Source organism: Pseudoalteromonas sp. NBT06-2 (genome assembly GCF_002276045.1).
GTDB lineage: Bacteria > Pseudomonadota > Gammaproteobacteria > Enterobacterales > Alteromonadaceae > Pseudoalteromonas.
The window spans coordinates 37088-62440 of sequence record NZ_NQMR01000019.1; the positions used below are offsets into that span (position 1 = coordinate 37088).

Genomic DNA, 25353 nt, shown 5'->3' on the forward strand with positions numbered 1-25353 from the left:
AATCAATGCCTTGCCTAAAGCATTTCTAATTCCAACTGAATCCTGCATCTTGAAGTGGTTTGGGTATATGAATTTTAGTTATCTTTTTATCAGTTAGAATTTGTTGGCTTTCCGCATTTGCCATAAAGCTAGATAAAATATAAACAACGGGTAAAACTTTTAATAAACTCATAATTGATTTTTGGCCATTCCCTGCGGGCGAGGCTAAAATTTCTGTATACTGCGTTAAATTTTCTTGATGGAGAATAACTAGACCTACAAAAATTTTCCATATTAGCTCTGCTGCGCTGTTTTAGTGAGATTTATTGATTAGCGAGATCTACTGTTAGATGTTGGGAAGTTACAGTATTATCCAGAGTTTTTCTGCGTCGCATTATCTTAACTTTAACGTGTTACCTTGTTTTTGTTTCCTTTTGCCTTAAATGGCTGGTGCTCCCCTATCATCACTGTTACTTTTTATTTACAATTGTACCCGTAAATAAACATTAATGATTTATTTATACAAAATTAATAACAATAATCCAGGATAAATTAATGAAACACACATTTAAAAAACATTTATTAGCAATTGCTATTCCTGCAGTTTTTTCTACTGCTCATATAAATGCTGCACAGATAGATTTAAAACAAACAGAGCTAAAATTAGCCAGCCAGAACTTAGGTGCAACACAATTCATTATTAAATATAAAATGAATAAGCATCAGATAGGTACTGTAATGAGTACTTCAACTAAAGACTTGCAAGATAAAGCCAAAAACTTTGCTAATAATTTTAAAAATAATAATAATCTAAAAACACAATATATGCGTTCTATGGCACTTAAAAACCATCATGTCATTAGTGTAAATAAAAAAATGACGGCTATTGAAGCACAAAAATATATGCTAGATATGGCTGCGTCAGGGAATATTGAATCAATTGAATTAGATCAAATGTTACAACACTACGCAACACCGAATGATCCTAGTTATAGCTCTCAATGGCATTACTCAAATGAAACTTCAGGAATTAATTTACCTCGAGCTTGGAATAACGCAACTGGTAATGGTGTAACTGTTGCCGTACTCGATACAGGTTATCGTCCACACTCTGATTTAGTGGATAATATCGTAGGTGGCTACGATATGATCTCACATTCTCTAGTAGAAAATGATGGTACTGGTGGACGTGACTCAGATGCGAGAGATCCTGGCGATGCGATTACTCGTGGTGAGTGTGGTAACGACGAGCAAGGCAATCCGGTACCTAGAACAGATCAAAGTTCAAGCTGGCATGGAACTCATGTCGCGGGAACAATTGCTGCAGTTGAAGGTAATGGTCAAGGTGGTGTTGGTGTAGCTTATAACGCTAAAGTTGTACCAGTAAGAGTTTTAGGTAAATGTGGTGGTTTAACTTCTGATATTGCCGATGCGATTATTTGGGCTTCAGGGGGGTCTGTATCTGGTGTACCAAACAATGCAAATCCAGCATCAGTTATTAATATGAGTTTAGGTGGTCAAGGCGCATGTAGCTCAGTAACACAAACAGCAATCAATACTGCGAGATCTAATGGCGCAGTTATTGTTGTTGCTTCAGGTAATGACGGTCAAAATGCAAATAATTTTAATCCAGGTAACTGTAGCGGAGTAGTTAATGTTGCTGCTACTGGCCCTACAGGTGCACGTGCATCTTACTCAAACTATGGTGATGCTATCGACTTAGCTGCTCCTGGTGGCGATCAAAGATATGGTAATAACTATGGTGTATTATCTACACATAATACTGGTAGTAATGGCCCTAGCTCTGATACTTTAACTTATATGCAAGGTACATCAATGGCTGCACCTCATATAGCAGGTGTTGCAGCTCTGATAAAACAAGCTAAACCAAGTGCAACACCTGATGAAATTGAAGATATATTGAAAAGCACAACTCGTACTTTCCCAGCATCTTGTTCTGGTTGTGGTACAGGTCTTGTTGATGCTGAAGCTGCTGTTTTAAGGGCGAAAGGCAATACAGGAGGGGGTCTTAATGTAACCGAAACGAATCTAGGTGCTTCACAAGGTCAATGGGTTGATATTACAATTGATGTGCCAGTAAATACAGCATCATTTACAGTTAATACAATGGGTGGCACTGGAGATATGGATTTATATATACAAGCTGGAAGTTACGCTACCGAAAACAGCTATCAATGTAAATCAACAACACCGACTAGCACTGAGACTTGTACTATAACTAATCCTACAGCTGGCACTTGGTATTTAAGTTTATATGCTTATTCTACTTTCTCAGGTGTTTCTTTGACAGCACAATAAATTTTTTGCAGTATCTAGGCCATAAATATTATGGCCTCCAATTATCGGTTCTACACCGGTAAAAGCAAAGGTTTTAAAACCCATAGATTCGAGGGCGACGTTTCCTGATAGTACCATTAAATCGCCCAAGAAATTTTACGACCATATTTTTGTTTAACAGGCCATAATAAACGCCGGGCTTTAGCCAAATTAGCATTATCGGGTCAGCTATTAAGTGGGTCGAATCTTTGTTGTCCGCCAGATGCACCATCACGACCATTGTGTACACGATAACCCCCTGAGCTATGCCATTCGATCATCAGTAGATCATAATGTCCCCAACCAGCAGATAAGCCGGTTTTTGAATCAGTGAATGTGATTTGAATATTTTTTTTAAGTGTAACTAAATCGATCGTTGCAAACTATTTAGCGTAATTGAACTACGCTCAGCATCAGGGTTTGATTCTGCACCATGTTGGCGAAGTGGGCTCAAGTTTAATTGTTCAAGCCACCAAAATTGATTATTTTTTTATTCGCTGCATGTGAAGAGGAATATATCACCATAGATAAAAGCGCAACTGAAATAGCAACTGCCAGTGGTATTGACTTTTTTAGTATTATTAAGTTACTGATTTATAGTTGATTTATTGTTAATATAAAGCTTGGAGTTTAAGGTGAAACTTTTATAATTGATTAAATTAAAGATAACATTCTGTTTTTTAATCGTGCACTATGCTTACTTACTGATTAGAATCGAAGTAACATTATTAATAACACTTAAAGATATATGATTTCATTAAAACAACTGCACTACGCTTTAGCTATTGAAAAGACTCTGCATTTTAAAAAAGCGGCTGAAGCATGTAATGTATCTCAATCGGCATTAAGTACAGCAATCAATGAGCTTGAAAAACAGCTTGATGTAACAATATTTGAAAGAAATAATAAACAAGTTTTGATCACCAATGATGGGCAGTTAATACTTAATAAAGCAAAAAAAGTAAAATTGGAATTGGACGAGTTATTACAAATATCACAATTAAATAAAGCACATTTTTCAGCACCTATGAGTATAGGAGTGATCCCCACAATTGGCCCCTACCTCTTACCAAAAGTATTGCCTGAAGTTCGAGCAAAATATCCAGATTTCAAATTAAAAATCGTTGAAGAACAATCTCATACTCTAGTCGATATGGTTCGAAATGGCGATGTTGATGCTGCGATACTTGCCTTGCCATATCCAATAGACGGATTAATGAGTTTTGATTTTTGGCAAGAAGACTTTTATTGGGTATGCCATAAAGATGAATGTCCAAGTAAAGTAAAAGAAATTACCAGTGAAGAGTTAGAAATTGAAAAGTTAATGTTATTAAAAGATGGCCATTGTTTAAAAGAGCATGCATTAGCAGCATGTAGTTTACACAATAAAAAGCAAGATTCAGATTTTGATTCAGCAAGTTTACATACTTTAATTCAAATGGTTGCAGGCAAGCTTGGCACAACCTTAGTACCACAAATGGCGCTAGATCAACTTACCTATAATGAATCAGAACTCAGAGCAATTCATTTAAATGAACCAGGGCCACACAGAACGATAGCTTTAGTTATTAGGCCTAATTATGTGAGAACCAGAGAATTAATTCTGCTTAAAGATATTTTTTCTGCGCAATTATCTGAAAAGTGTAATTAAAGTACTAAAAAGTGAAAATTGAAAGTCCAGTTTTTTAGAATTATATCTTCTAATTAACCTGATTTAACAAATTTAAAAAATACATCACACTGGCTTTGTACTAAACAACTAAGGTGAACAATATGAAAAGTATATTAAATAATATAAAATCAATCTTTGAAAAAAGAGAGAATAAACAAAAAAGAACCCAATGTAATTACCCTAACAATTATTATGGCGATCAATGTTGCCAAATTTCATAATTAAGTCCTGCTTTGAATAGAGTTAATTCATGTTTATGGATTAACTCTTAATTGAAATATTGAGGAAATATGGCCGTTTTAGACATTATTAAAGCTCCAAATGAAAAATTAAAAGTTAAAGCACAACGCGTTATCCAAATTGAAAAAGTCCAAGGTTTGATTGATGATATGTTAGATACAATGTATGACACTGATGATGGTATCGGCTTAGCTGCTACACAAGTTGGTCGAAAAGAAGCAATTATTATGATTGATGTATCTGAAAAACGAAATTCACCTTTAATACTTATTAACCCTGAAGTGATCAGTGGAAAAAACATTGAAAAAGGGCAAGAAGGTTGTTTGTCTGTACCAGGGTATTATGCTGATGTCGAGCGGTTCACAAGTGTTAAAGTTAAAGGTTTAGATCGTACAGGAAAAGAGGTGCTTATAGAGTCTGATGACTTTCTTGCAATTGTATTGCAGCATGAAATAGATCATTTAAAAGGCAAGTTATTTATTGACTATCTTTCACCGTTAAAGCAGAAACTAGCTTTGAAAAAAGTTAAAAAAGTTAAAAAAGTTAAAAAAGCAATAAAGGAAGCTGTATTGTAAACTTATACTGATGCTACATGGAAATGCGTGATTTCAGCAGTCCTGAAGCATCTTGATTGGGTAGTAAGTTGTGTCGTTAAGTCATTCTCACAAAGATCTTATAACAAAAGGTTTAATCGGATTCACATCTCTTATTAGTTCAATTCATACAAAAACAATTTATCTCATTATTTATCCCTCTAAACATGCTATATAGTGAATTTAGCCTTAATAAATTCAAACAGAATCAAAGGAGTATTCCATGGATAAAGTGATAGCGTCGACTTCAAGATTAATAATACGTCAGATGAAAGAGGATGATAATGCTTTTGTTTTAGCGCACTTTAACGAACCTCTATTTATTAAGAATATTGCAGATAAGAAAATTTATAATCTTGAAGATGCGCAGCAATTTCTTATTGATGGGCCAATGAAAAGTTATCAAAAAAATGGTTTTGGTATGTTTCTTATTCTATTGAAAGATTCCAATATACCGATTGGTTCATGTGGATTGTTTAAACGAGACAATACAGATGATATTGATTTGGGTTATGCGTTAATGAGTCAATATCATAAACAAGGTTATTTGCAGGAAGCTGCAAAAGCAGTGCTTGATTATGCAAAAAATGAATTAAAATTAACACGTATTCTTGGTTATACAGCAAAAGATAATATCAACTCAGTTAATGTGTTAAATAAATTGGGTTTTAGTATGCAGGGGGAGAGTAAGTTAGTTGGCTACGATACTCCGAGTGTTAAATTTTCACTTGAATTATAAGTTTGACTACAAATCACAAAAGGAAGTTAAAATGAAATGTAAGTTAGTTGATGTATTTGCAAAAGACAAACTCTCAGGTAATGGACTTACGATATTTTATGATTTTGATGAACTATCATCTGAAAATATGCAATTGTTGACTCAAGAAATGAGACAGTTTGAATCAATTTTTGTTGTAAAAGGGGAAAATGGGTTTAATGCAAGAATATTTACAGTTGAAGAAGAGTTAGACTTTGCAGGCCACCCTTTAATTGGTTTAGCGGCACATTTACATGAGGAATATGGTCAAGATGATACACTCACATGGCATGTAAAGCTCAATACAAAAACAGTTAAACTAAAAACTAATAAGTTAGATCATTATTTTGAAGCGGCAATGGAACAAGGCAAGCCAGAGTTTATTAAAACGCTTTCTACCACAGATTCACAAGTATTTTTAGATGTATTTAATATAGAACAGGTTTCGAACTTGCCGCTTGAAGTGATATCAACGGGGTTGCCATATCTTATAATTCCAATTAGCGGCGGCATCGAACAGGTAAAAATTGATATAAATAACTTGGAATCTTTACTGGCCAAACATAAGGCTAAATTTGCATATATTTTGGATGTTAATACTTTTGAAGGCCGCACTTGGGATAATTTTGGAAAAGTTGAAGATATTGCAACGGGTAGTGCCGCAGGCCCTGCTGGCGCTTTTTTATGTAAACATAATAAAGTAAATATTCAAGAATCGTTTGTTATAAAACAAGGCCGTTTTTTAGGGCGACCAAGTGAAATAAAGGTCTGTATTGATGGCGATAAAAATGAATTTAGTAATGTTTATGTAAGTGGGCAAGTATGTAAAGTGGCAAATATTAATTTTGTTTAACGGATTTTTAATAAAGTAATCTGTATTGGTTTTTATTTTATATTTCTGTATCTGTTTTGTATTCTAATTATCTTTATAATCACCCCTTAATTTTAAAATGCATACTTTAGTTAAGTAAGAATTGAGAAAATAAATGAAAATAGAATTAACGACATCTGCTTCGAAAGAAGAGGCACATATTATTAGCCAAGGGATTATCTCATTTAATCAAAAATCAATCCCTGATTTAGAGCTTAATGAAGCTGAAGTTAAGTTTTCAGTATTTTCGCGAAATGATTTAAATGAGGTTACAGGTGGGATCCGTTGTAACTGTTATTGGAATACTTTGCATATAGAATTACTCTGGCTCTCACAAGAATGTAGAGGCCAAGGTATTGGCAATAAACTTGTAAAACAGGCTGAAATTTTTGCCAAAGAAAATGGTTGTGAAAAGGCATTTGTAGAAACTACAAGCTGGCAAGCAAAGCCTTTTTATGAAAAAGCGGGTTATGAACATGTTGCAACTTTACCGGATAGACCAAAAGGGCATGCATCACATTATTTAACGAAAACCTTAGGGTAAAGTTATTGAAAATAGCTGAGTATTTTCTATCACTTAATATTTAAATTACAAGAATATTGCTTATTGTATTGAAAAATATTTGCTAATAATGTTAAAGCAAAATATTTTTATGTAACTTAGGGTCAGAGACTCTTCATATGACTAAACTTAAACAATAAGCGAATTATTAGTATAAACAGTAGAAACTGCTTTTATCACATCATAAAAAGAGCAGATCTTTTGGTTTGTTTAAAAAAAATCAACTCTAAATCATAAATTAGTCTTCTAAGCTCGCTGCAATTGCTTCTTCTCTATCTTGCATTTCTTCAAATGCAGCTTTAATTTCATCTAATACAGAATCAACATTTGCTTGCTTAGTACTCTGTTTAAATTGGCCTGTTAGTTCATAATCGGCATGTAAATCACCCGCTTCAAATTGTGCCCACATTTCTTCGGCATAATGTGTTTTTGAAAGTTCAGGTGCAAATTGACTGTAATAATTAGTCATGTTTTTCACATCACGTTTAAGCATGGCTTTGGCGTTATTATTTGCTGCGGCATCTACTGCTTGTGGCAAATCTATGATCACAGGACCATATTCATCAACGAGTACATTAAACTCAGATAAATCACCGTGTACTAAACCTACACATAACATACGCATAACATAGGTCATTACGACTAGATGATCTTCAATTGCTTGTTCTTCTGACATTTCAACGTCATTTAAGCGTGGTGCAACATCACCATCTTCATCGGTGATTAATTCCATTAATAGCACACCATCATAACAGCCAAAAGGTTCAGGTACGCGTACGCCTGCTTCGGCTATTTTATATAAAGCGTCCACTTCTGCATTTTGCCAAATTTCTTCCTGTTGTTTTCTGCCGAATTTAGAGCCTTTTTCCATTGCGCGAGCGCGGCGACTACTTCTTACTTTTCGGCCTTCATTATATTGTGCTGCTTTTTTAAAACTACGTTGAATTGCTTCTTTATAAACTTTGGCACAACGTACTTCATCACCACAACGTACGGCATATACAGTTGCTTCTTTGCCACTCATTAGCTGGCTGATAACTTCATCGACTAGGCCTTCATCAACTAAAGGTTGGATCCGTTTTGGTGTCTTCATATAGTTTAGTTCTTTCTACTTCGCGTTGTTAATTTAGTACAAGAAATCATTTTACGTTAATAAAGATAATTTTTTAAGAAAAATTTAATTTTTTACTATTTCCCCTTGAAAGTTATTTTTTTATCCATATATCTTTAATCAGAGGACGCCGACAGGGTCCCAAAGTTAAAAGTAGTACATAGTTCCAAACAAACTATTTAATTTAAACGTTTTTCTAAGTTTATAGATAACACTCAAAACGCTCGTTCATTATGAAGAGCAAAACTAAAGATAATTCAATGTTGAATTATCAATATCGCTCAATGAGGATAATATTATGCGTACAGTAGATTTTTCACCACTTCATCGTTCATTCATCGGCTTTGATCATTTAGCTTCTCTTATAGATGCAGCAAATCGTAACGAAAAACAATCAGGTTTTCCCCCTTATAATATTGAACTGCTAAAAGAAAATAAATACCGTATTACCATGGCTGTTGCCGGATTCACCGAATCTGAGCTAGCTATTGAATCAGAAAATAATAATTTAAAAATAACCGGTACCAAAGCCAATAAATCTAAGATCGAAAGTAATTTTATTCATCAAGGTATCGCAGAACGTAACTTCGAACGTAAATTTCAACTAGGCGATCATGTTAAAGTAATGGGTGCTGATATAGAGAATGGTTTACTTCATATTGATTTAGAAAGAGAAATTCCTGAAGCAATGAAACCGCGCCAAATCAAAATTGGCAGTAGTAAATTATTAGAAAGTTAGTCAATATTTGATTATAAATAAAAATGAAACTGCATAATTATCTGTAGTTTCAAACAAAGTAGGATGCCCAAAGGGTCCACTTAAATAATAGTAAAACAAAATGCTCGTTCATTATGAAGAGCACAATACAATATCGCTCAATGAGGATAATATTATGCGTACAATAAACTTTTCTCCACTAAACCGTTCATTCATCGGCTTTGAACAATTAACTTCTTTAATTGATACGGCTAAACGAAATGACAAAAAATCAAATTCCATTCCATATAATATAGAATCTTTTGATGATAATAAATATCGCATCACTATGGCTGTCTCTGGTTTTACAGAATCAGAATTAAATATTGAATCTCAAAATAAAGCTTTAAAAATCACAGGTACAATAGTACCAGTAGAGAAAGTAGAATCTGAGTTTGTTCATCAAGGACTTACCATTCAAAATTTTGAAAAATCTTTCCAATTAGGTGATCACGTTAAGGTATTATCGGCAAATATCGAAAATGGTTTGTTATATATTGATTTAGAAAGAGAAATACCCGAAGAACTTAAACCTCGTCAAATTCAAATTGGTAAAGAGGTGTTAGTAGAACACTAATTTTGTTTATTTTTCGTTATTCCCCTGATTTTAAAGCCCGATTTATCGGGCTTTTTCTATGCGTTAATATTAAATATTAACGGTAACAGGTAAAACACCTTTTGCTGATATTTTCCCCGTTAATACTTTGCTTAAAGCATATAATGCAGGACTATTTATTTCATTTGAATTGAGGTCAATATAAGTATTGTAGGCATATGTTGCTAAACAGAGATCTGCCACTTGTTTAAATTTAGTAATTTCATAAGGGGTTCTTAAGCTTACAAACATGGTTTGCTTATTATGTTTTTTGGCAAGTTTTAATAAATCATAAACAGCTTGTGGACTAGTTACATTTTTACTTATTTTTGAGTTTACAGCTAAATCATCCATGCCGCCCATTTCTGCAGCACTTTGCTTGGGAGAAATATGGCTGGCTATTACAATATCAGCATTTTTGATCTGTTGGTGAACTTGATTTAAATCATAATTGTGCATATTGGTATAGGTAATTAAAGTTTTATTGCCTAAATGCGTATTAAGCATATGCTTTAGTGTAATAGATTTTGTTTTATCAGGCATGATCAAATGAATTTTTTGATTTTCCTTCAGAGGTAAAATGTCATCACAACCAGTAACTAACGTAATGGCATCATCAGCCAGTTGCTGCTCTAACTTTCGACTTAGATCACTGGCAAGTTGTGTTTTTGCTTTTTTTATTGAATCACTTATATCAACATCAAATGATTTTTCTAACTCATAATCATTTTTAAGCTTTTGGATACGATAAAATGAGCTATGGATCTCTTTTTTATCTAATTCTCCTATTTCTATTGCACAGACTATGGCATCAATGAGTTTTTCTAACTTATTAAAATCTAGCGGGCTCCTGATTTTGATTGGCATTAGTGCAATATCAACACCCGCTTTAAAAGTGTTTATAACAGCATCATGTTCGCTAAAAAAGTTAGCTATGCCAGCCATATCTAAAGCATCAGTAATAATGACACCTTGATAATTTAATTCGTTACGTAAAATATCATTGATCATAATGCGAGACATCGTAGCAGGTTTAAGTACTTTGGTGCCAGATTTGGTAATAAATTCACTATTATCTAATGCAGGGTATTGTATATGTGCAGTCATGATCATTGCAGGTTTTGAGTTTTCTATTATGTATTTAAATGGTGCGATATCCATTTTATATATTGTACCAAGATCGTGCGTTACAACAGGTAAACTTGTATGACTATCAACATCGGTATCACCATGACCAGGGTAATGCTTAATGGTGCTTATGATATTTTTTTGAAATGCTTTTACTTGTGATAATCCCAGTTTCGCAACTGTTTCAGGGCTCTCACCAAAAGAGCGCACATTTATCACTGGGTTATTAGGGTTTGCATTTACATCTATAGTGGGGGCGTGGTTAACATTAAAACCTAAATGGTTTAGTTCATTCCCTATAACTTCTGCGGTTTTAGCTGCATATACACAACCATATTTTTCATAAGTTGCTCCAATTGACATATTTCCGGTAAATGAGGTGGTATCTTGACGGTTGGTTCTAAATACGCGCCCTCCCTCTTGATCAACTGAAATAAGTAAAGGAAATTTAAAATGAGAATTTGAAGCTGCTTGTTGTAAGTCATAATTGAGTTTGATGGTTTGTTCTGGGTTTTCTAAATTGTCTGAAAATAAAATAATGCCACCTAGGTGACTATCACTTATAAAAGTTTTAATTGATTTAGGGAGTGTGGTTAATGGTTTACGTTCATTTATTTTAGAGATGGGTTCATCATTATAAAAACGTAAATCAATCATTAATTTTTGTGCAATTTGTACTTTTAAAGGTACATTTTGATGTTTTATTTTATTTCCAGATACAACTGACATTTAAAGTCCTGTTTTTAAAACCATAAAGTGGCTAAAATCTAAATTAGATTTAAATTCGTCGCTTGCTTTGAGATTGTTATTTTATATGAAAACCACCAATACAACAGATACTTCTTTAAACCAATATTATTTAGGCATAATGTCAGGAACAAGTCTTGATGGTATAGATGTCGCTTTGGTATCAATTTCTAAAAATGATAATAAAACGACCTTTGTAGTTGGGGAGGAATTTCCCTTTGATAATGATTTACGCAAAAGTATATTGTCATTATGTGAAACACAAAATACTTCATTACAAAATTTGGGTGAGATCACTGGTGAGTTAAGTTTAGCTTATGCCAAAGCGGTTAATTTACTTTTAAAGAATCAAAAAATAGCGCCAAGCCAAATTATTGCGATAGGTTGTCATGGGCAAACTGTATTTCATCAGCCTTGTGGTAATAATTCATTTTCAATGCAATTGGTTGATGCTGCAAAAATAGCAGTCAATACTAATATTACAACTGTGACTGATTTTAGGTCAATGGATATTGCTTTAGGTGGTCAAGGTGCACCATTAGTGCCTTTGTTTCATCAAGGATTAGTTTCTCAAATGACATCAATAATCGAGCAACCTCTCGTATTCTTAAATATAGGCGGTATCGCAAATATATCTATTATTAATCCACCTCCTTTAATTGGTTTTGACACTGGGCCAGGTAATGTATTACTTGATAGTTGGATGGCTAAAGTATCTGGTAAACGATATGATGAAAATGGTGGCTTTTCTGCAAAAGGAAAATGTAACGATACATTATTAAAGTTACTTGGTTCAGAAAATTATTTTGGTTTACCTGCGCCAAAAAGTACAGGACGTGAATTGTTTAACTTAGAGTGGCTTGAGCAAAAACTGACTTATTATAAAGGTGATATATCTGATGAAGATGTTATGGCGACACTTGTTGCTTTAACTTGTAACCCTATTGTTGAAGCTATCAATTATTTACCCTCCGGTCGCCTTTTAGTATGTGGTGGTGGCGCTAAAAATAATGCAATTATGCAATATTTGAAAACCTCATTACCAACTTGGCAAGTTAAAGTAACAGATGATGTGGGGATCAGTGGTGATTTTATGGAAGCGATGGCTTTCGCTTGGTTAGCACATAGATGTTTAAATAGACTATCTGGTAATGATCCACAAGTGACAGGGGCAAGGCGCTCTGAGATATGTGGTTCAATTACACGAATATTTAATAGTTTTTAGCAGAAGTACTTACCTTTAACGAAATAAATTACTGATCGTTAGTTTTTTGAATAATGCTTCAGAATTTCTAGTAATCTCAACTTGTTATTTTGAGAGATGTCTACTCTATGAAAAATGTATGCAATAGACTCCGCTAATGTGATTTGATGTAAGTTATCTTTTTTATTGAGAAGTAATTTATGGCATTGGCATTCTAACTCTTTGAATGATGGTACTTGCTCTACAAGTTCATTAATATGTGGTTGATCCATTTCATCTTGATAAACCCAATGACACTGCTCATGTAAGTTAATCAATAGTTTTTCAAATGTTGTTTCTGATAAGGAGGACTGAGCTCTCGTAATAGAGGCTAGCGCTATAATATGGTGACCCCAAAATCCAGGTTGTGCAAGGGCGCATTTTAATACTTCATTTATTCCAAAATTTTCTAAATGTTTGTAATCATGGTGTAAAGGGTATGACTTATGATTGTTGCCATAAAATGTAGCTGTAATAAACTCACAGAATCGCTCAATAAACCTCAGTTTTTGATTTTCAGTGTGTACCTCGTCCCATGCTTTTATAAATGCTAATAAAATTGATACATTGTGCCCTAAATATTCATTTTTTTCGGTACTTTGTTCTAAGTAGTAATCAAATATTTTTTTACTACAAGATTCTTGAAACCAATCTAGCATTGTGAAATATGCATATGGATATATTGCATGGGCTAAAACCCAATGTCTGCGCCTTCTAATAACTTCAAAAGGAAGTTCATTAGATTGTAGTATTTTTAAATCAAATTTAGGTTCTTCTATTTTGATTAGATTTTCAATTGTACTCCAATCTTCTTTTGGCCAATTAAACATATTTTTAAGAGACTTTACTGCTAAATAGCACTTTATTGCGTGTTGCTGATGTATGGTTGCCACTCTTTCTAATGCGCTATTTAGTTGCATGGTAAATCCAAGTTATTGAATAAAAATAATATTATAATTTATTATGCTAATAGATTATATGAAATATGTGGACTACACACTACAGCTTAACTTTGCCTGTTTTTGATATCGATTTTTTGCTTTTTCAAGGCTTGCACCATCCATACAATAATTAATACCAATACCATGCCTAAAGCGCTTAGAACTTCCGCTGATTGACCTCTTTATTAACGAAAATAGTATAAGTCGCATCGTTTTTTCTGCTGATTTAGCTCATTTCAATTTTTAAATTACATTTTCATGTCAACCAATTCAACTTTTAAGCGTTTATAGTTTTAAGTTAATTATTTCAAATCAGAATTGACTACATTTATTGTAAGAATTTTTCTGTATTTAAATTGAAATAAATGCAAAGTAATTTAGGGGAACCATTTTGTTTAAAAAGTCTAATAATAAGATGATAAATGACTATCGGACATCATTTATATTTGTAATGCTGTTATTTTTAATTGGTGGTTGTGGCGGAAGTTCCTCTTCAGAAAAAATGGTCGATATTGTGCCAGATCCTATTGTTGATGATGGCACAGGATCTGGAAATGACTCTGGTAACGATAATGATACACCAGTTTCTGATAGTAGTTTGAGTGTAGTCGGTCATAGCGAAAATAACTTAATGGCGATAGCGAGTGTAATCACACAAGAAAATGCACAAGTTATAATCGAATTTAGTTCAGAAAATACAGCTCTTAAACAAACCCTTAAAAGTGATCTAGGTAAAGAGCACGTTTTTACGATTGTTGGTATGCGTGAAAATACACCATATAACTTTAAAGCCATCATTACAGATAGTAATAATCAAGTTTATGAAACAGATATAGAAACACATACAACTGGTGATTTACCTGCAGATGCACCAATCGTTGAAGTTTTAACACATGAACAAAATAGCCTTGGTGGTATTACTTTTTTTGCTGCTACTGAAGGTGCTTCAACTTTTTATGGTGTAGATGAAGCTGGTGAATATGTATGGTATTTACATGGAGATAATATTCCTATGTCGGCATCCCCTGTTGTGAAATCTTTAGGTGACGGACGATTAATGTTATTGCTAACACGTGCTGTTTGGATAATTGATACCAAAGGAGAAATTTTACAAACATATGATTTGCCAACATATCACCATGATGTAAATTTATTAAGTAATGGTAATTTATTAGTACTGACCACTGAAGTTGCCACAATTAATAATGAACAAATCAAAGGCGATAAAATTATAGAACTTGATCAGCAAGGTAATACGTTATGGCAATGGTCTTCTTTTGAACATATGGATACAGAGCGTTTTCCGGGAGTATTGGCTAATCGAATTAATAACGGGCAAAAAGATTGGACTCATTCGAATGCGCTTTTTTATGATCCCCATGACGATACAATTCTATTATCTAGTCGCTCACAAAGCTGGGTGCTTAATATTGATCATCAAACGGGAAATGTACTTTGGATTTTAGGTGATGATAAAGAGATATCTAATAGCTACTCAGGTAGTTTTTTCACATTAAATAATGGCAGTTGGATGGCAAGTCAGCATGCCGCTATGTTTACAAACTTGGGTGATATTTTAATATTTGATAATCGAAATGAGTCAGAACTTGCCGGCAATATAAATAATAGTAGGGCGGTGCGTTATAACATTAATACCAATGAAATGACGGCTGTTCAAAACTGGGAATATATCGCTCCTAAATATACCCAAGCTTTAGGTGATGTTGATGAATTATCCAATGGCAATATTTTAATTAATGCTGGTGGTCCCGGTAGCAGTAATACAGCACATATTATTGAAGTAACACCTGAGTTGCCATCGCAAGTGACATGGGAGTTAATAGTCTTAAATACTGCTATTTATCGTGCAGAACGTATTAGTTGGCAAAATTTAATGAGTAGCTCTGTTGGTTTAGTCCAAACTCCGCCAAATAATGTAAATTCTCCCATTGATATTGCTAATTGCAGTGAAGCAGTTAACTTTGTTGATACCAATAATTCAGATAATTATATTGATTATAATTTAGATGGTAATACCAATGCAGATCTTTTTGGCGATGCGTTAAAACCAACATTAAGTGTGACTTGTGATGATGAAGTGTTATATGTTACGAGTAATGGTGCGACTAATTTTGATTGGATCAATTTAGGTCAAGGCAGCGCGATCCCTTCTACCATTTATAAAAGTTGGACGATACCGAGAAACCCTAACTTAACATCACAACAAGTGGCGATTCCTTTATTGGGCCCGATTGCTGTGACGGTGACAGGTCTGCAAATTTTTGGTCCAAATGAAAACTCAGCTGATAACTATGCAAATCCTGTAACGGATGGTTTATTGAACTATTGTGGCGGCCATACCCGTGAGTATCATTTTCATGAACGTGCAAAGTGCTTTTTTGAATGGGAAACCTTAGGAGGTGCTGAGTCTTTATTACCAGCACAAACGTCAGGAGTTGTAATGGCTTATGCATTAGATGGCTTCCCTATTATGTCACCTTGGGAATGTAGCGATGAAAGTTGTAGTAGCACAGTTAAAGTAAATAGCAGCTATCGTTATATTGGTACAGGAGATTATTCAAATGAAAACGCTTGGAACTATCATGAGTACCAAGCAGATTTAAGTCCACTAGATGAATGTAATGGTATGATACGTCCTGATGGCAGTTATGCTTATTACGCGACAGATGAATGGCCTTATTATATGGCATGTTTCAAAGGGCCAACACATTTAGTATCTGACAATAACCCGAGATTTAATCCGTAGTTTATAATTTATAGTTTAATAAGCCACATTTAGTGTAATAGATGTGGCTTTTGGAATATCAGTTTTGAATATAAAAATATTAAAAAACACATGGCTTAAACTTAGCTTTGTTTGGCTTTTATTAATCAAGAGTAGTTTAGTATTAGCACACAGTGATGACTTTACAAGAGTTGAAGTTAAGCTGCAGATCCCCGCACTAGATAATAAATTAACAGCACAAAATGGTGACTTAATTAATTTAACGCAAGCTTATCTGTCTTCATTTAGTTTTGAATTAATTGCCTGCCCACAAATTAACTTAAAACCTGTTAATAATGATAAAGTTAATTTGTTATCTTGGTTAATACCTGCGGCTCATGCTAATCATGGTGTGAGCTTTACAAAGCCAACTCAAATACCCGTTCAACAACGCCATAATTTATTAGTTAAAACAGATATTTATTTAGGCATATATAAGTTGCCCAAAGGAAAATATTGTCAAATGAATTACACCTTGGGTAAGGTACCAGATAACCAAGGTTTATCTTCTGAAATCACTAAATCGAGCTTATTTATTGCAGGGAAACAATTTGAATTAAATATAGGTACTTCTCATATAATTGCTAAATCAGATTATGCTTTTGGTAAAAACTTTCCTATCAATTTAGAGATCCCAGCTAGTCATAAGCCATTATCATTAGTTATTTCAATTAATGTAAGTGAAGCCCTTAAAATAATAACTCACTCAGTACCTAGCCATAAAAATGGGAGGCTGGTTTTGTTATCTTTATCTGAACAAGTTACATTAGAGTTAATGTTATGAGCTGCTAAAGAGACACCGTCCAACAAATTATTAAACAAAAGCTGAATATATTCTAGTACTTAAAGGAAATCATGCTGGTATGCCAGCTGAGCTTGAAGCATGGGTGGCATACAAGTGAGATCTTATGTTATTGCCAAGTAGCACAGGTAAAGAGGTATATACAACATATACCCGTATTCTTGGCAATGCATGTAGGGAACAACGAGCATGATTTTCTTAGAAGTCCCTTATGTGTTGGTTTAGAAGCACTTTAAGCCGCGTTATTGATCTTGAAAAGGGAATAACCATTCTCTTCAATTAATGCCTTATCTAAATCCTGTTTAATTCTCGCCGAAATCGCTCGTTTTGAGGTATTATGGGTATATATTGTTAAAATAGTATATTGAAAAATATTTTAATCTTGATTCGGAAGTTATTCAAACTATGTATGTATTACTCTAGATATTTTGGAAGGGAGTAAACAAGTGTATTTATCTGAATCTTCATGATTTAAAATTTCACTTTCAACTTTCAAAAGTGATTCTTGAAATAAATTATATATATTTTGATGACTATTATTTTCAAATTTTTTTGCTTCAAGAAGAGGGAATAACTCCTTTATAGTATTAAACCCTTGATAACTATACTGACGAACTTGAAGTCTAATAGCAGCTCTAAGGTGCACATTTTTGTTAATATGCATTTGACCTATATCGTAGTTATGCATGTCAAATATATGTCCACATGCAATGCTATGGCCAACAGAGTTTTGAAAAATAATTATGGTTAATATTTCAATTAGGTCATTTTTATCCTTTACTTTGAACCTTAAAGAATCGTAAATATTATCTTGCATGTTAACTGGTATTATTTCATTTAAAGTTAAATTTGAAAAAGTTTCAATGTATTGCCTAACAAAAAGGTTAAAGCAGTCCCATAGTTTTTTTACAAATTTTGGATAAGGCTCGTTTATATTCTTAAAACAATTATCATTAAAGTAATCATTATAATTAAACTTTCTGACTTTAAATCCCTTAACAGAATCCTCTTTTAAGTAATCATGTATTTTATTGGAGTCTACATTATTATCCTTAAGAAACCTGATAGGATCATCTTTGTGGATAAGAATATCTTCTAACAAGTTGTTGATTATTTTAAAATGAACTTTGTCTGTGAATATATAAAGTAAACTTTTACAAGGATACTTTGAGCTATTTTCTGTTAATTCTTTTAAAATTTCACCAAATTTCATATGTATTGATAAAGCATGGTATTGAAATTTTGCAAAAAGAATACTATTTCTACAAAGCTCTTTCTTTGCTAAAAACCATTGTGCGTCAGTTGGTTTAATTAATTTGTTATCAATAGAGATTTTATTAATTTTTAATTTATTATCAATAAGATCAAAAACGCCTATGGTAGGCTTGATATGTTCAGAAATGAGACTCATATCCTTCATGTGAGAGAAGTCTATAATATATTTACCATAAAATGATCCAGATTTACATAACTCTATTTGATGGTGTCCTATAATAAAAAGCATGTATTCTAGATTTGATTCTAGATCAAAATCAATTGGGTTAGATTTATTTAACATATTATGAAGATTAAATTGACTTGCCTTATTAAAGTTATCTATTTTGGGTACTATTTTGTTTATTAAAAAAAAACTCGTAATTCCATTAACAAGTAAAATTAGTTTTATAAACTTTTCACTTTTAATTGTTTTATGTGCGTAATATTTTATTGTATGTTTATGAATATTTGTATACATAGCCAATTTTAAAATAGTAAATTTTATATGCTGAGATAAGAACAATTACATTCCTTTTTATAATCAAATATTAAATCACAATGTACCTTTTATGGGTTCTTGTTGTCAAAGATGTACTGTTATATTTTCTGTAAATACTAGGAAACCTCTAGGAAAAAACAAAACAGCTTACTCCCTTGATGTTCTGGGTTGAAATTAAAGCGTTTCTAACTCTAACTGAATTCTGTAGTGGCTTGGGTATAGTTAAACTTGGAACAGTATACAGGGTGATATTGTTTGACAGCTAATGCTTTAGTCTTAATTTAAGCCATTGTTCATGTTTGTCTTTTTCGATGTTAGTAGTTAGAAACCTTTATACCCAAGCCACTTCAAGATGTGAGGTTCAGGACTGCTGAGCAATTCATGATCTAGGCGCATCTTTGCATTAATGGTTACTCCCTTAAAAAAAGATGGAACAACGAGCATGATTTGCTCAGAAGTCCCTGTAAGGTTGGTTTATAAATGCTTTATGCAGCGTTATTGATTTTGAAAAGGGAATAACCATGCTCTTCAATCAATGCCTTGCCTAAAGCATTTCTAATTCCAACTGAATCCTGCATCTTGAAGTGGTTTGGGTATATACCCATGCTACATGGAAATGCGCGATTTCAGCAAGTCGATAAGCGTGCCAAATACATCAACCGACATTACTATGATATAAACAACATCATTGAATTTTGTAAATAACAGAAATTTCGACTATTTTACAACATCAAAGAGGCTCAATAATGACACCTGATTTTGAAATAAAACGCATCAATGCGCTACATAAACTTAATGTGCTAGATACAGAAAGGGACAGTGATTTTGATCAAATAACCAAAATGGTTTCTATAATATTTGACGCACCGATGTCATTTATCTCTATGGTTGATAGAGATCGCTTGTTTTTTAAATCTGGTTTTGGCACTGATGTCAAAGAAATGGATCGTAGAGATTCATTTTGCTCAGCGGCGATAGAACAAAAAACAGCATTAATTGTTAATGATGCTTCTAAAGACCGAGCAAGGTTTTCCAGTTGGTACCTTATGCTTTGTCGACACTAAAATGCGGCAAACGCTCAGCCAAGAACAAACAAATAAACTGGAAGAATTAGCAAAGTTAACCATGAGACTTTTACAATTAAAAGCCAATCATAATGAGATAGATCATACAGCGATGTTGTCTACTGAAACTGTAGCGATAAATCAATTATCAGAACTTATCAATGAACGCTAATAAATCTAAAGTACTATCAATTTTAGCCATCGAATTGATGAATGATTATACTTTACAAGCAGGCGAAGCCGTTCAGGGTAGCAACTTTGTTAAAACTTGTATTGTTGAGTCAGTAGCACATCTGATAAATAAATGTCCTGACAAAACACTACTTTATTCTCACAGCAAAAATGTTTATCTGGCTATTGTGAAAGATATTCATTATGAGAATGATATAATGGCTTTAAAACAGCTGATTAAGCAACTTAAATCACCAATCAATATTAACGGAGTAGAATATTTACCTTGCCCTAAAATAGGTTTTGTTAGTCGGTACATTGAAGGTAATGAAAATGCCAAAGAACTGATACGTTTCGCTACTTCAGCATTGATTCAGATCAGAGGCACAAGGCATCCCTATATTGCATACAATGAAAAAGAAGATAACCTTCTTCAAAAAAAATTTAAGTTAATGTCGGATCTACCTAGAGCATTAAAAAACTCTGAAGAAATTAGATTGTATTTTCAACCCATTATAGATTCTAAATCTGAACAATGTATCGAACTTGAGTGCCTATTAAGATGGAAACATCCTGAATTGGGTAACATTAGTCCATTTTCAATAATATCATGGATTGAAGAAACGCCATTAATGCAAGATTTAACTCTACGCGTTATTGACCTGGCAATAGAAGCCGCTCAAGTACTATCAACAGAAAATATGTTTCCTAAAATAGCGGTAAATTTATCTTGTTATGATCTATATTTTGATAAAATACACGATAAATTGAAATTAGCAACACTGGCAATGTCGAGCGGACAACTCATCGCTGAAATAACAGAAACAGCGTTGATAAAAGATTTGGATACTATTGCCATTGGGCTTAAGAATTTACGTGATTTAGGAATAAACATTCATATTGATGATTTTGGTGTTGGTCAAAGTTCTTTATCATATTTAACTAAGCTCCCTGCACATAGTATAAAATTAGATCAATCTTTTTTAAGACAAATAGAGGCGGATCCAGCAAACCTTAAAATTTCAGCGGGGATCACAACCATAGCGAAAGAATTAGGGTTTGACGTCATCATTGAAGGCGTTGAGTGCGCAAAAGATTATCAAATAACCCAATATATACAACCAAGTTGTATTCAGGGTTATCACATTGCTAAACCAATGCCGATATCCAAGGTAGTGCATTGGTTAAAGTGCAATCAGTTTAAGCAAGAGAAAGATGTGAAAGGTTATCTCACAATGACTACGATCATCTAAATATATACCCAAACTAATTCAAGATGCGAGTTTCAGGACTGCTGAGCAACTCATGATCTAATTACCTAAAGATTTACTCACCCTATCAAGCAAGTAAACAATTGATTGATAGGGAATATCAGTTGCTTTGGTTAAGCCTATTTCGCAAGTTCGGCTATTTGAAAATCCTTCTGTTATTTTCCCTATATTACAGTTATTTAATTGTAGTTTCAGGGGTTTTAAAGCATTTTCATTGAGCCCGGGCTCAAAAAATCCTTTATCACCAGCAAAACCACAGCAGTTTATATCGCTTGGGATCAACACTTCATTTGCGCAAGCTTTAGCAATATCAATTAAATTTTGTTCAGTGTTTTGCCTTTTGCTACTACAGGTAACATGTAGTGTAATAGGTTGTGATTGTTGGATGATTTTTAAAGAAGTTAAAACATTGAGATTTATAAACTCTGCAGTTTCATAAACTTTAAATGCGATATTTTCAAAATTATTGAGCGTTAAAGAACATGGACTCGCATCAATTATCACAGGAATTTTATTATCTTGGTTTAAAGATTCAATTATTGTTATTAGTTCTTGAGATTTTTGATCAGCACTTTGATTATCGCCTTTGCTCTGCCAAGGCATACCACAGCATAGATTATTAATTCTTTGTGGGATCAACACTTCAAAATTAGCTTTTTCTAAAATTGAAGTCATTACTTCAAATAAAGGGCGTTGATCTTGAGCTGTTTCATCTTGCGCAAATGCTCTGCCACCACAGCTTGGTATATAGATAACTTTTTGTTTATCTGTATTAAACTCTGATTTGTTTGATGAAATGGTTTTAGCACCTTTAGGCCAAGCTGGGTAATACAAAGGAATATGATTATTAGTAACAAAATTAAGTAGTTTAAAACTTTTTTCTATAACTGGTTTAGGTATTACAGAATGAATAGCATTTACCGCGGATAAACCAAGTTTTGCAGCTGAAATTGTTTTATCTAAATGCTTTGCTGTTAATTTTGATAACTTTAAGAAGGCATTTTTGTTTGTTATTTTTTTTGCTCGTAATGACTTTATAAACTCACCTGTATTTATGTCAACAGGGCACTTTAATCCACATAAACCTGTAGCAGCACAAGAGTCTATAGCTAAGCTTTGATAATCTTGCTGTAGTGCATCTAGTTCTTGTTTTACTAAGTCATTTTTTAAATCTTGTTTAAGGCTACTTTCAAGTTCTACAATGCGTCGCCAAACACTAATACGTTGCCTAGGTGTGAACGTATAACCATTTGATGGGCAGACGGATTCACAAAAACCACATTCAATGCATTGATCTATTATGTCATCAGTTGGTGGCATTTTTTTTAAATTTTCTAAATGTATGTTGTTATTGTCGCTTATTACAACATCTGGATTTAAAATATTATTAGGATCAAAAGCCTGTTTTATTTGTTGCATTAATTTGTATGCATCAGAGCCCCACTCTAATTCAACAAACGGCGCCATATTTCGACCCGTGCCATGCTCAGCTTTTAATGAACCTTTAAATTCAATTGCTACCAATTGAGCAACGTCTTGCATAAATGCACTGTATCTATTAGTTTGGCTTTGTACATTAAATGACTGAGTAAAAACAAAATGTAAATTACCATCTAATGCATGGCCAAATATTATGGCTTCATTATATTGGTATTTATTAAATAAGCTCTGTAATGCTTTAACACCTAGTGCTAACTTTTCTATAGGAAAGGTGACATCTTCAATAATTACGGTAGTGCCGGTTTGTCTTGTTGCACCGACAGCGGGAAAGGTTGCTTTGCGAATTTGCCAAAGTTGATTACTGATTGACTGATCTTCAGTGAATGGGACTTCAGCTTGTATATTGGTTTGAAATTTAGATATCAGACTTTGGCACTGCTTGTGAATTGTAGCTAATTCATAGTCACTTTTAGCATGTACTTCAATAAGTAAAGCCGCTGAGTTTTTGCTCAATTCTACGTCAGAATTTTGATTTAAACATTGTTGCATTAAAGGTTTATTAGCAACACTTTGTAATGCTCGAAAATCTAATAACTCAAGGGCTGTGATATTTAGTTTTGCAAATTCAGATACAAGTTCACACGCTAAAGCTAAATCATCAAATATATAGAAACCGGTTATTTTATGTTGATAATCATCAACTGTGTGATAAGTAATATCTGCTATAAAGCCTAACGTACCTTCACTGCCTATCATTAAATGTTTAATAACATCGATAGGGTCTTCAAAATCAAGCAATGAATTAATGCCATAACCACAGGTATTTTTATAACGATATTTTTGCTTAATTAACTGAGATAGTTCAGGGTTATTGTGTACGCTTAACAGCAATTGGTTAATGTGATTTATAAGCTCTGATTTTGTATTTAAAAAAGAATCACAACTTTGCTTATTTGATGTATCAAGCAAAGTGCCATCAGAAAAAATAATCGTCATATCAGCTAAGGTATGATAGCTATTTTGTTTTACACCACAGCACATGCCAGATGAATTGTTTGCTGCCATGCCACCAATTTTACAGCTATCAATAGAGGCAGGATCGGGACCTAACTTTTTATTAAATGGTTTCAATAGTTGGTTTGCTTTTGCACCAATAATACCGGGCTGCAAAATGATTTTATCGCCTTGATCGATAATCTCAGCGTTTTGCCAGTTAGAAGTTAAAGTGATTAATACAGAATTTGTTATTGCTTGACCAGATAAACTTGTGCCCGCAGCTCTAAAAGTTACCGGTACGCTATATTGATTTGCCAGCGTTAAAACTTGCTGTATTTGATATTTATTTTTAAGTGCTAGAACTAATTTGGGTATTAATCGGTAAAAGCTAGCGTCAGTACCATAAGCATAACGTTTCGTGAAAGATTCAATGATTGCATCTGGATTTAAAAATGTAGTGAGTTGAGATTTGAAATTGGTAAATAACAGATGTGTCATACAGATCCCGGAATAATGCTTTGGCGCTTAATAACTAAATTATCATTAAATACCAAAGTATTATATACCCAAACCACTTCAAGATGCAGGATTCAGTTGGAATTAGAAATGCTTTAGGCAAGACATTGATTGAAGAACATGGTTATTCCCTTTTCAAAATCAATAACGCTGCATAAAGTATTTATAAACCAACCTTACAGGGACTTCTGAGCAAATCATGCTCGTTGTTCCATCTTTTTTTAAGGGAGTAACCATTAATGCAAAGATGCGCCTAGATCATGAATTGCTCAGCAGTCCTGAACCTCACATCTTGAAGTGGCTTGGGTATATATCCAAGATACTTCATTTTAAAGTGACTTGGTTATGCCTATATCCGTGCTACTTCGAAATTACACATCTCCATGTAGCATGGTGGAGTTAAATATAGGCATAGAGGGGCATAAATTTAATCACATTCGCTGAGTCTATGTGCATCAGATAAAGGAGACGCTGCTTTAACCAGATTTAACTGTGTTCTCACCTGTTTATGTATACTCAGCATTTGTTCAAAGTTATCTTCTTCGTTAACTTCTAGCTGTTCAGTTAATACTTTATCTAAATGAGATACTTCTTTTTTCCAGTTATTCATAATAATACTCCGGTTAAAATTGTAAAAGTAGCAGTTCAGGATCATGCAAATAATCCCAGTTTTAATATCAAAGTCGACATTTCGCAATGCAAAATGCGATGTAATAAGAAGTGAGAGACATCTTAACGATAGAATTATACATTATTGGTTAATTTTGTATTATTTTGATTTATTATGTCTAATATATTTAACATAAATCTGTAAACTGTTTTAAATCTGCACACCTAAAAAAATTAGCATAGCTAAAGCTATTTATATGGTTGATAAATTGAGATAATCATTTTAATCGTCACTATCCTTTTTGTAATATGAAAATATTACTCAGATCACTCATTTCAGGTCTTGTAGATAGGTTCAGCTTGATATATCCGTGCTACTTGAAAATGCAGGTTTGAGAGCTTGGGTATAT

Annotated in this window: 23 protein-coding genes and 1 pseudogene; 15 read left to right on the top strand and 9 right to left on the bottom strand. The window is 33.3% G+C overall.

All coding sequences use genetic code 11. From position 1 onward, the window contains the following. Positions 1 to 25 precede the first annotated feature (25 nt). Positions 26 to 172: a hypothetical protein gene (locus CJF42_RS27285; RefSeq protein WP_170940503.1), complete on the bottom strand. Its 147-nt coding sequence runs from the start codon at positions 170 to 172 to the stop codon at positions 26 to 28. 362 nt (positions 173 to 534) lie between these two features. Here CJF42_RS27285 and CJF42_RS06235 point away from each other — a divergent pair, with 362 nt between their 5' ends. Further along, positions 535 to 2298, top strand: coding sequence for a S8 family peptidase (locus CJF42_RS06235; RefSeq protein ID WP_095365854.1), 1764 nt, complete (start codon positions 535 to 537; stop codon positions 2296 to 2298). Positions 2299 to 2352: 54 nt separating this feature from the next. Here CJF42_RS06235 and CJF42_RS28070 read toward each other — a convergent pair. Then, positions 2353 to 2841 (bottom strand): annotated as a pseudogene (locus CJF42_RS28070) (peroxidase family protein); the annotation flags it as partial. A 223-nt stretch (positions 2842 to 3064) separates the two neighbouring features. Between CJF42_RS28070 and CJF42_RS06245 the strand changes: the two are divergent. The 5 genes from CJF42_RS06245 (at position 3065) to CJF42_RS06265 (ending at position 6993) form a co-directional block, all read left to right on the top strand. Continuing rightward, positions 3065 to 3967, top strand: a complete 903-nt coding sequence (locus tag CJF42_RS06245) for a hydrogen peroxide-inducible genes activator (RefSeq protein WP_095365855.1) — start codon at positions 3065 to 3067, stop codon at positions 3965 to 3967. Positions 3968 to 4278: 311 nt separating this feature from the next. Next, entirely contained in the window at positions 4279 to 4803 is a 525-nt protein-coding gene (gene def, locus CJF42_RS06250) for a peptide deformylase (RefSeq protein ID WP_095365856.1), read from the top strand. 241 nt (positions 4804 to 5044) lie between these two features. Then, positions 5045 to 5560 carry a GNAT family N-acetyltransferase gene (locus CJF42_RS06255; RefSeq protein ID WP_095365857.1) on the top strand — a complete coding sequence of 172 codons (516 nt, stop codon included), beginning with the start codon at positions 5045 to 5047 and terminating at the stop codon, positions 5558 to 5560. A gap of 31 nt (positions 5561 to 5591) precedes the next feature. Next, complete coding sequence (locus CJF42_RS06260; protein ID WP_095365858.1) at positions 5592 to 6431, top strand: PhzF family phenazine biosynthesis protein; 840 nt, start codon at positions 5592 to 5594, stop codon at positions 6429 to 6431. 133 nt (positions 6432 to 6564) lie between these two features. After that, complete coding sequence (locus CJF42_RS06265) at positions 6565 to 6993, top strand: GNAT family N-acetyltransferase (RefSeq protein WP_095365859.1); 429 nt, start codon at positions 6565 to 6567, stop codon at positions 6991 to 6993. A gap of 256 nt (positions 6994 to 7249) precedes the next feature. Here CJF42_RS06265 and CJF42_RS06270 read toward each other — a convergent pair whose 3' ends face one another. Next, entirely contained in the window at positions 7250 to 8104 is an 855-nt protein-coding gene (locus tag CJF42_RS06270) for a PA4780 family RIO1-like protein kinase (RefSeq protein WP_095365860.1), read from the bottom strand. 316 nt (positions 8105 to 8420) lie between these two features. Between CJF42_RS06270 and CJF42_RS06275 the strand changes: the two genes are divergently transcribed. Further along, the gene (locus CJF42_RS06275; RefSeq protein WP_095365861.1) at positions 8421 to 8861 is read left to right on the top strand and encodes an Hsp20 family protein; all 441 of its coding nucleotides are present in this window, start codon (positions 8421 to 8423) and stop codon (positions 8859 to 8861) included. Between the two features lie 154 nt (positions 8862 to 9015). Beyond that, the gene (locus CJF42_RS06280; protein WP_095365862.1) at positions 9016 to 9456 is read left to right on the top strand and encodes an Hsp20 family protein; all 441 of its coding nucleotides are present in this window, start codon (positions 9016 to 9018) and stop codon (positions 9454 to 9456) included. A gap of 69 nt (positions 9457 to 9525) precedes the next feature. On the opposite strand, the gene CJF42_RS06285 is transcribed toward CJF42_RS06280, so the two are convergent. Next, positions 9526 to 11331 (bottom strand): glycoside hydrolase family 3 protein, encoded by a 1806-nt coding sequence (locus CJF42_RS06285; RefSeq protein ID WP_095365863.1) that lies wholly within the window; start codon positions 11329 to 11331, stop codon positions 9526 to 9528. Between the two features lie 85 nt (positions 11332 to 11416). Here CJF42_RS06285 and CJF42_RS06290 point away from each other — a divergent pair, with 85 nt between their 5' ends. Next, positions 11417 to 12574 carry an anhydro-N-acetylmuramic acid kinase gene (locus CJF42_RS06290; protein WP_095365864.1) on the top strand — a complete coding sequence of 386 codons (1158 nt, stop codon included), beginning with the start codon at positions 11417 to 11419 and terminating at the stop codon, positions 12572 to 12574. A 38-nt stretch (positions 12575 to 12612) separates the two neighbouring features. Here CJF42_RS06290 and CJF42_RS06295 read toward each other — a convergent pair whose 3' ends face one another. Further along, positions 12613 to 13512: a hypothetical protein gene (locus CJF42_RS06295; RefSeq protein WP_095365865.1), complete on the bottom strand. Its 900-nt coding sequence runs from the start codon at positions 13510 to 13512 to the stop codon at positions 12613 to 12615. A 412-nt stretch (positions 13513 to 13924) separates the two neighbouring features. Here CJF42_RS06295 and CJF42_RS06300 point away from each other — a divergent pair, with 412 nt between their 5' ends. Beyond that, positions 13925 to 16300, top strand: coding sequence for an aryl-sulfate sulfotransferase (locus CJF42_RS06300; protein WP_141235497.1), 2376 nt, complete (start codon positions 13925 to 13927; stop codon positions 16298 to 16300). Between the two features lie 64 nt (positions 16301 to 16364). Next, complete coding sequence (locus CJF42_RS06305) at positions 16365 to 17102, top strand: hypothetical protein (RefSeq protein WP_141235498.1); 738 nt, start codon at positions 16365 to 16367, stop codon at positions 17100 to 17102. 421 nt (positions 17103 to 17523) lie between these two features. Here the strand turns inward: CJF42_RS06305 and CJF42_RS06310 are convergent, their stop codons facing one another. Then, positions 17524 to 18900, bottom strand: coding sequence for a hypothetical protein (locus tag CJF42_RS06310; RefSeq protein ID WP_095365868.1), 1377 nt, complete (start codon positions 18898 to 18900; stop codon positions 17524 to 17526). 297 nt (positions 18901 to 19197) lie between these two features. Further along, on the bottom strand, positions 19198 to 19320 hold the full coding sequence (locus tag CJF42_RS29020) for a hypothetical protein (protein WP_286203471.1): 123 nt from the start codon (positions 19318 to 19320) through the stop codon (positions 19198 to 19200). A 302-nt stretch (positions 19321 to 19622) separates the two neighbouring features. Between CJF42_RS29020 and CJF42_RS06320 the strand changes: the two genes are divergently transcribed. Genes CJF42_RS06320 through CJF42_RS06325 form a run of 3 tightly spaced genes read left to right on the top strand, consistent with a single transcriptional unit; the run spans position 19623 to position 21364 of the window. Further along, a complete protein-coding gene (locus CJF42_RS06320) occupies positions 19623 to 19940 on the top strand; it encodes a GAF domain-containing protein (protein ID WP_095365869.1) in 318 nt (105 codons plus the stop codon). Between the two features lies 1 nt (position 19941). Beyond that, positions 19942 to 20112, top strand: coding sequence for a hypothetical protein (locus tag CJF42_RS27290; RefSeq protein WP_170940504.1), 171 nt, complete (start codon positions 19942 to 19944; stop codon positions 20110 to 20112). Between the two features lie 37 nt (positions 20113 to 20149). After that, positions 20150 to 21364 carry an EAL domain-containing protein gene (locus tag CJF42_RS06325; protein ID WP_170940505.1) on the top strand — a complete coding sequence of 405 codons (1215 nt, stop codon included), beginning with the start codon at positions 20150 to 20152 and terminating at the stop codon, positions 21362 to 21364. 57 nt (positions 21365 to 21421) lie between these two features. Here the strand turns inward: CJF42_RS06325 and CJF42_RS06330 are convergent, their stop codons facing one another. Continuing rightward, positions 21422 to 24316, bottom strand: a complete 2895-nt coding sequence (locus tag CJF42_RS06330; RefSeq protein WP_095365871.1) for an FAD-binding and (Fe-S)-binding domain-containing protein — start codon at positions 24314 to 24316, stop codon at positions 21422 to 21424. Between the two features lie 217 nt (positions 24317 to 24533). Between CJF42_RS06330 and CJF42_RS27295 the strand changes: the two genes are divergently transcribed. Beyond that, entirely contained in the window at positions 24534 to 24737 is a 204-nt protein-coding gene (locus CJF42_RS27295) for a hypothetical protein (RefSeq protein ID WP_170940506.1), read from the top strand. 24 nt (positions 24738 to 24761) lie between these two features. Here the strand turns inward: CJF42_RS27295 and CJF42_RS06340 are convergent, their stop codons facing one another. Beyond that, entirely contained in the window at positions 24762 to 24944 is a 183-nt protein-coding gene (locus CJF42_RS06340) for a hypothetical protein (protein ID WP_095365872.1), read from the bottom strand. Positions 24945 to 25353: the final 409 nt, after the last annotated feature.

Bases quoted from the DNA above. Each gene is read 5' to 3' on its own strand.
- CJF42_RS27285 (WP_170940503.1), bottom strand. From the start codon at position 172: ATGAGTTTATTAAAAGTTTTACCCGTTGTTTATATTTTATCTAGCTTT.
- CJF42_RS06235 (WP_095365854.1), top strand. From the start codon at position 535: ATGAAACACACATTTAAAAAACATTTATTAGCAATTGCTATTCCTGCA.
- CJF42_RS06245 (WP_095365855.1), top strand. From the start codon at position 3,065: ATGATTTCATTAAAACAACTGCACTACGCTTTAGCTATTGAAAAGACT.
- def (WP_095365856.1), top strand. From the start codon at position 4,279: ATGGCCGTTTTAGACATTATTAAAGCTCCAAATGAAAAATTAAAAGTT.
- CJF42_RS06255 (WP_095365857.1), top strand. From the start codon at position 5,045: ATGGATAAAGTGATAGCGTCGACTTCAAGATTAATAATACGTCAGATG.
- CJF42_RS06260 (WP_095365858.1), top strand. From the start codon at position 5,592: ATGAAATGTAAGTTAGTTGATGTATTTGCAAAAGACAAACTCTCAGGT.
- CJF42_RS06265 (WP_095365859.1), top strand. From the start codon at position 6,565: ATGAAAATAGAATTAACGACATCTGCTTCGAAAGAAGAGGCACATATT.
- CJF42_RS06270 (WP_095365860.1), bottom strand. From the start codon at position 8,104: ATGAAGACACCAAAACGGATCCAACCTTTAGTTGATGAAGGCCTAGTC.
- CJF42_RS06275 (WP_095365861.1), top strand. From the start codon at position 8,421: ATGCGTACAGTAGATTTTTCACCACTTCATCGTTCATTCATCGGCTTT.
- CJF42_RS06280 (WP_095365862.1), top strand. From the start codon at position 9,016: ATGCGTACAATAAACTTTTCTCCACTAAACCGTTCATTCATCGGCTTT.
- CJF42_RS06285 (WP_095365863.1), bottom strand. From the start codon at position 11,331: ATGTCAGTTGTATCTGGAAATAAAATAAAACATCAAAATGTACCTTTA.
- CJF42_RS06290 (WP_095365864.1), top strand. From the start codon at position 11,417: ATGAAAACCACCAATACAACAGATACTTCTTTAAACCAATATTATTTA.
- CJF42_RS06295 (WP_095365865.1), bottom strand. From the start codon at position 13,512: ATGCAACTAAATAGCGCATTAGAAAGAGTGGCAACCATACATCAGCAA.
- CJF42_RS29020 (WP_286203471.1), bottom strand. From the start codon at position 19,320: ATGCTCGTTGTTCCATCTTTTTTTAAGGGAGTAACCATTAATGCAAAG.
- CJF42_RS06320 (WP_095365869.1), top strand. From the start codon at position 19,623: ATGACACCTGATTTTGAAATAAAACGCATCAATGCGCTACATAAACTT.
- CJF42_RS27290 (WP_170940504.1), top strand. From the start codon at position 19,942: ATGCGGCAAACGCTCAGCCAAGAACAAACAAATAAACTGGAAGAATTA.
- CJF42_RS06325 (WP_170940505.1), top strand. From the start codon at position 20,150: ATGAATGATTATACTTTACAAGCAGGCGAAGCCGTTCAGGGTAGCAAC.
- CJF42_RS06330 (WP_095365871.1), bottom strand. From the start codon at position 24,316: ATGACACATCTGTTATTTACCAATTTCAAATCTCAACTCACTACATTT.
- CJF42_RS27295 (WP_170940506.1), top strand. From the start codon at position 24,534: ATGCTCGTTGTTCCATCTTTTTTTAAGGGAGTAACCATTAATGCAAAG.
- CJF42_RS06340 (WP_095365872.1), bottom strand. From the start codon at position 24,944: ATGAATAACTGGAAAAAAGAAGTATCTCATTTAGATAAAGTATTAACT.